This window comes from Variovorax sp. P4_D9 (genome assembly GCF_056401695.1).
The window spans coordinates 1-6,291 of record NZ_JBFUIU010000530.1 but is presented as its reverse complement, the minus strand read 5'-3'; the positions used below and the strand labels follow the sequence as shown (position 1 = coordinate 6,291).

At 63.7% G+C, this 6,291-nt stretch carries 6 protein-coding genes and 1 pseudogene; 5 read left to right on the top strand and 2 right to left on the bottom strand.

Features of this window, described 5'->3' with window-relative positions; translation table 11 throughout:
- Window positions 1-151 precede the first annotated feature (151 nt).
- Together AC1DY5_RS37790 and AC1DY5_RS37785 are read right to left on the bottom strand one after the other, a co-directional pair.
- Window positions 152-874, bottom strand: coding sequence for a LysR substrate-binding domain-containing protein (locus AC1DY5_RS37790; RefSeq protein WP_478119590.1), 723 nt, complete (start codon window positions 872-874; stop codon window positions 152-154).
- A gap of 43 nt (window positions 875-917) precedes the next feature.
- Window positions 918-1,832, bottom strand: coding sequence for a LysR family transcriptional regulator (locus AC1DY5_RS37785; protein ID WP_478119589.1), 915 nt, complete (start codon window positions 1,830-1,832; stop codon window positions 918-920).
- Window positions 1,833-1,968: 136 nt separating this feature from the next.
- Here AC1DY5_RS37785 and AC1DY5_RS37780 point away from each other — a divergent pair, with 136 nt between their 5' ends.
- The 5 genes and pseudogenes from AC1DY5_RS37780 to AC1DY5_RS37760 all read left to right on the top strand — a co-directional run.
- On the top strand, window positions 1,969-2,982 hold the full coding sequence (locus tag AC1DY5_RS37780) for a tripartite tricarboxylate transporter substrate binding protein (RefSeq protein ID WP_478119588.1): 1,014 nt from the start codon (window positions 1,969-1,971) through the stop codon (window positions 2,980-2,982).
- Between the two features lie 52 nt (window positions 2,983-3,034).
- Entirely contained in the window at window positions 3,035-4,987 is a 1,953-nt protein-coding gene (locus AC1DY5_RS37775) for an Atu1372/SO_1960 family protein (protein WP_478119587.1), read from the top strand.
- Window positions 4,988-5,183: 196 nt separating this feature from the next.
- Entirely contained in the window at window positions 5,184-5,363 is a 180-nt protein-coding gene (locus AC1DY5_RS37770; RefSeq protein ID WP_478119586.1) for a hypothetical protein, read from the top strand.
- 276 nt (window positions 5,364-5,639) lie between these two features.
- Complete coding sequence (locus tag AC1DY5_RS37765; protein WP_478119585.1) at window positions 5,640-6,017, top strand: hypothetical protein; 378 nt, start codon at window positions 5,640-5,642, stop codon at window positions 6,015-6,017.
- Window positions 6,018-6,053: 36 nt separating this feature from the next.
- Window positions 6,054-6,291, top strand: a pseudogene (locus AC1DY5_RS37760) (thioredoxin); the annotation flags it as partial.

Here is a 6,291-nt window from a genome sequence, read left to right as displayed (position 1 = left end):
CAGTTCCACCACGGCGCCGCCCGGCCAGCGCACTTCCAGCTTGTTGCCGCGCTCCAGGTCGTGATGCATCGCGCGTATCGATCCGATCGGCTAGCAAAACGTCGTGGTCGTCGATCCGTTCGCCCGCGCGGTTCGCTCCGGCCGCGGACTGCTACACCGATGACTTCAGCTCACCGACCATCCACTCGATGAAAACCTTCGTGCGCGACGGCAGCAGCCGCGCGCTGGGGTAGGTCAGGCTGACTGGCCAGGGCTCGACCTCGTAGTCGCCGAGCACGATGCGCAGGCGCTTGGCTGCCAACAACGGCGCCGCCTGGTACGACAGGAAGCGGCCGAAGCCCAGGCCGGCCGCGCAGGCCTCGAGCATCGGCGCGGCCAAGTTGCACTCGAGCGGGCCTTGCACGGCGACCGTGAAGGCGCGCCCCGCCTCGCGAAACACCCAGTGGACGCCATCGGTGGCGGTGAACCGCAGACACGGCAGCTTCGCCAGTTCGCGCGGATGCTTCGGCGTGCCGAGGCGGCGCAATAGTGCGGAGCTGGCTACCACGACGCGACGGATGCGCCCAACGCCGCGCGCGACGACCGTCGAATCCTGCAATGGGCCGATGCGCACGCCGACATCGAGCCCCTCCTCGACGAGGTTGACCACGCGATCGAGCAACACGAGGTTGATTCGCATCCTCGGGTAGCGCTGCACGAAGCGCGTGACCGCCGGTGCCACGTGGTACTGGCCGAACAGCACCGGCGGGGTCACGCTCAACGTGCCGCTAGGTTCGGCCTGCTGCGCGCCGAGCGAACGGTCGGCGTCATCCAGGGCGGCAAGGATAAGCCGCGCGCGCTCCAGGTATTGGCGGCCGTCCCGACGTTTTGTCATGAAGGGGCCCGGCGCTCAACTCGATCGCCTGACCCGTCCGGTGTCAAGGGGCGAAAACAGAGAACCGGCTCTGGATCTCGGCCAGTAGCTTGCTGGCTGCGATGGCCAGCGGGCGCCCGTGGCGTACGATCAGCCGGACCTGCGCCGTTCTGCAAAGAGGATCGGCAAGATTCAGTGCGACGAGTTCCCCGGATTCGATCTCCGCCGATGCCGCCATGCCGGCGCCGACGAAGGTCACGCCGTTGGTCGACTTCACGAATCTCTTGAGGCTCATCACAGAGTTGCTTCGGAACGACGGATGCAGCTTTATGTGCTCCGCGTACTCGAGCAGTTCGACGAGTCGCTCGACGCCATAGCCGGGCGGCATGAGTGCGATCGGGAATCCGACGAGTTGCTTGAGGCGCAGCGATCCTGCGAGCCGGGTGAGCGGGTGGCCCGCCCGAACGAGCACCTGGGTTGGAGCGGCCGCGGTCGCGACAAACTGCAGCAGCGGATCGGGCTGAGGGTTGTAGGCGAGTCCGATGTGYGCCGAATCGTCTGCCAGCGCCCCAATCAGTTCGTTCACGGGCAATGCATCCAACTCGATCGAGAGCTTCGGATAGGCCTCGCAGAACGGAGCGATGATCTGCGTCACCAGGCCATCCACGAAGCCTTCGCTGGCGACGACGCGAACCGTCCCGACTTCCATCGAATCGATCGCCTGGAGCCGCTCGATCAGCCGCTCTTGGTGTGCCTGGCAGCCTCGCCAGTACTCGAGCAAATGGTATGCGTTATCGGTCGGCACGACGCCGCGGGCCTGTCGCTCGAAAAGCGAGAACCCCACCTCTTCCTCCAGCAGCGCGACCTGCCGGGTGATCACCGATGGTGCTGTGTTCAGCGCATCAGCGGCACCGCGCATGGATCCCCGCACCAGAACTTCCTGGAAGTACCTGAGTCGTTTCTGATTGATTTCGCGCACGGTTCAGGCCCTCGTGGATGTTGCCCTTTGGGCAACGATTCCTTAAGCAAATTGCTATTGCTCGAACGAATGCTACATCAAACAATCGCGTCACCCCCAACCTGCCGCCACGCGGCGCTGAACGAAAGAGGATGAAATGCGACGCAGAACCTTCAACGCCTTCGCCCGCCTGATTGCCATGAACGCCGCCTTGCTGGGCATCGCGACGTCGGCCGGGGCGGCTGGTGGGGCTGATCCATTTCCCTCGAAGCCAGTCACCATGCTCGTCGCGTTCCCGCCGGGCGGGCCTGCGGATGTCCTGGCTCGTGCGATGCAGCCCGCGATGGCCAAGGCCCTCGGGCAGCCCTTCATCATCGAGAACCTTCCGGGCKCGGGCGGTGCATTGGCGGCGCAGAGGCTGCTGAGTCGGCCGGCCGATGGCTACACGCTGATCATGGGGTCGCCCAACGAGGCGATCCTCGCGCCACTGTCCAACGCATCCGCGAAGTACAAGCCCGAGGAGTTGGCGGTGCTCGCACCGATCTCGACGCACCCGCTGGTGGTCATGGCGCGCAACGATCTTCCCTATTCTTCGCTCGAGCAGGTGATTGCCGCAGGCAAGAAGCCCGGCAGCCAGAGCCTCACGTTCGGTAGCCCGGGCCACGGCTCGATGTACCACATCGTCTCGGAGTACATCGCCCAAGCGACCGGTGCGAAGCTGCTCCATGTTCCTTACAAGGGCGCCACACCGATGATGCAGGACCTCGTCGGCCAGCAGATCGACATCACGATCCTTCCGAATCTCGGCGCATCCACGCAATTGCTCGAGACCCACAAGATCAAGGCGATCGATGTGCTGGACACGCAGCGCATGCCAACCTTGCCCGACGTTCCCGCCATCACCGAGGGCAAGCTCGCCCAGAAGAAGGAGCTCGTCTACGCCGTCTGGTTGGCTGTCATGACCAAGGAAGGCGTGCCGGCCGACCGCGCACAAGTGCTGCTCGCGGCCTCGCAGAAGGCCATCGAATCGCCCGAGATGACCAAGGCGCTCGCGTTGTCGGGCGTCGAGGCGATGAGGCCGCAATCGCTTGCCGTCTCGGCGAAGTTCTACGCCGACGAGACCGACAAGTTCAAGAAGATGGCGCGCTCCATACAGCTGACGCCTCAGTGAGCCGGCCACGCAGCCTCCCCCCATACCCAGTCCAGTCTTCCTAGAGAGCCCCATGAACATTCTCGTTGCCGGTTTCCAGCATGAAACCAACACCTTCGCACCCACTGTGGCCAGCTACGACAGCTTCGTCCGGGGCGAGGACTTTCCGGGCCTCGTGCGCGGCGAAGCTATGTTCGGACTGCTCAACGTCAATCTGCCCGCCAGCGGCTTCATCAACTTCGCGCGAGCACAGGGGCACAGCGTCACACCGGTCATCTGGGCGGGTGCGGGTGCCTCGGCTCATGTGACCACCCACGCCTACGAACTCATTGCCTCCGAGATCGTCGAGGCGGCCAGAACCGCAGCGTTCGATGCCATCTACCTGGATCTCCACGGCGCAATGGTTGCGCAGCACCTGGACGACGGCGAGGGCGAACTGCTGTCGCGCATCCGCGCCGTCACACGGCCCGACATGAAGATCGTGGTCTCCCTCGATTCGCACGCCAACGTTTCACGACAGATGCTCACGCTGGCGGATGGCGTCGTGGCCTATCGCACCTATCCGCACATCGACATGGYAGACACAGGTCGACGCGCCGGCGAGCTGCTGCTGGCGTTGATGCGAGCAGACCGGCCCGCTCACATCGCGATTCGGCGTGTGCCCTTTCTGATCCCCGTGAACAGCATGTCGACGATGATGCAACCCGCGCGCGGCATCTATGACCTGCTCGAAGAGCTCGAGCCAAAGGTGCTTTCCCTGTCTTTCGCCCCCGGCTTTCCAGCCGCGGACTTCCCAGAATGCGGACCGGTGATCTGGGGTTACGGCTTTGACGAAGCAGAAACCGAGCGCGCCCTGGACACCCTCTTCGATCGCGTCTGCAAGCCCGAGGATCAGTGGGCCATCGAATTCGAAGAGCCCGACGCCGCCGTGCAGCACGCAATGCACGTTGCGACGACCGTGCACCGGCCAGTGATCATCGCCGACACGCAGGACAACCCGGGGGTCGGCGGCGACTCAAATACGACTGGCATGCTGCGCGCGTTGCTGCGCCATGGTGCACAAGACGCCGCCATCGGTTTGATCTGCGATCCGTTGGCAGCGGCGGCGGCGCACGACGCAGGCGTGGGCGCGGCGATCACTATTGGACTGGGCGGTTGTCCGCAGATCGAAGGTGACCCGCCCCTTCAAGCGACATTCCAGGTGGAGGCACTCTCCGACGGCAAGTTCATCTACGGCGGCCCGATGATGAACGGAAAGGCCAGCGACCTCGGTCCGATGGCTCGCCTGCGCATCGGCGGTGTCAGCATCGCGGTGAGTTCGGCGAAGGCGCAGTTGCTCGACCGAAACATGTACCGAGCGGTCGGCATTGAACCTGAACGCATGAAGATCCTCGTCAACAAGAGTTCGGTGCATTTTCGAGCCGACTTCGCCGGCATCGCCGAAGAGATTCTTGTCGTACGCGTACCTGGTCCCTTCATAGCCGACCCTGCGGATCTGCCGTGGAAGAACCTGGGTGCCGGAATGCGGACAAAGCCGAATGGTCCAGCCTTTGCCGGTTCCGCGGACGTCTATTCCAGACTCGCCTTGCTTGGAATAGAACTGCCTCAGGCGGCTGCACCTGCCGCATCCTATGCCCGCTTCCAGCGATCCGGCGACATGGTGCACCTGTCAGGTCACCTCTCGCGCCAGCAGGGCCAGGTCCGTACCGGTCGGCTCGGCATGGACATGGCGACCGAAGATGGCAAGGCGGCTGCACGCGCCATCGCCGTCGATCTGCTGGGGACGTTGCATGCAGCTATCGGCGATCTGAATGAGGTAGCTCAGATCGTCAAACTGACTTGCATAGTGAATTCCTCTGAAAGCTTCACCGAGCAGCACTTCGTTGCGGACGGCGCCAGCGAACTGTTGACCGAGGTGTTCGGTCCGGAAAGAGGTGTTCATGCGCGTGCCGCCTTTGGGGTCGCACAGCTGCCCCTGGGCGCGTGCGTAGAGGTCGAACTCGTCGTTCAGGCACACGGCGCCTGAGCTTCCCGTCGGTGGCGACTCGGGGACTGTGCGGCCCTTCCACAGGACAAGCGAAATCTGCGAAGCGCATTGCTGCAAGTCACGCGCTTCCTCGAGGTCGCAGCCTTGACCGTCTCTGCCAGCGCTTGGACTTCCACTTGTACCTCCACGACGGCCTCCATCGTCTCCCCGCCTCCTCGACCGACATCCTCCTCAGGTGATCGCGCAGTTCATCGGCGCTGCGGAGAACACCGCTGAGCCGACGCCCGCGCGAACGCTCTATGTACGTCCGCCGAAAACCACTCAGGCGATGAAGGCGCGCACCTTGGCGCTCAGATCGCGCTCTACATTGCTGGAGCCTGGTGATCAACGTTTCTCGAAATCGCTGATCCATTGATCGAGAAAACCGCCGGCCTTTTGCCGCCTGTGGACTTGCAGCGGGTCCGAGGCCATTGCTCTCCCAGGCAGGACCTGCCTGTCATCCTGCGGAATCGATCCACCACGTCGACTGCCATGGTCATTTCCTATCACGCGACGGCCAAGGCTTCCAGGTGAAACGTAGTGTGTGAACTCTGCGCGCCGATACATACGCGTACGCCTTGTGCGCAGATGGAAAGGTTTCGCTTGAAGATGCGGTCGTTCCCCGATCCACATCTCAATACAGGAAATCACTATGACGCTTTCTCGCATCGCCATCGGCGCCGCACTTACCGCGCTCACCCTCGCGCAAGTCAACGCTGAGGAGTACCAGGGCGTACTGCGGAAACAATCGACGTTGAACCGCAATGACGTCCGCGCAGACGCCGTCGCGGCGGCGCATGGGCCCAACCCGTATGCAGAAGCCGCCCCGTCCGGCGTAGCAGCCTCTCCTTCATCGCCGCGTGATCGCGCAACGGTCCAGGCCGAGGCACGCGCGCGTTCCCACGCGCCCAACCAGAACCTGCGCGTTGAGGCATTCGCCGACAGCCGGATCCCGTCCTACTACCTCAGCCCCGATCGATCAGCTGGCCAAGCGCAAGCCAATCGCCACAACACCGCGACGCTTCGCTGAACCACGGCACCCCTCCACCCAAACGATCGAAATACCATGAACCTCCGCGCCAGTTCACTTCTCATCGCCGTGGGCCTCGCGGCCTCGTATGGCGCTCTCACTTTCGCCGCGCCTCCGCTCGGCGGCGACACTCCTGTCACCGCTCAGAATGAGGCCCCCGCCTTCCAGGGCATCGACACCTGGCTCAACTCGCCGCCGCTGAAGCTGAACGAGCTGCGTGGCAAGGTCGTCCTCGTCGACTTCTGGACCTATACCTGCATCAATTGCCTCAACC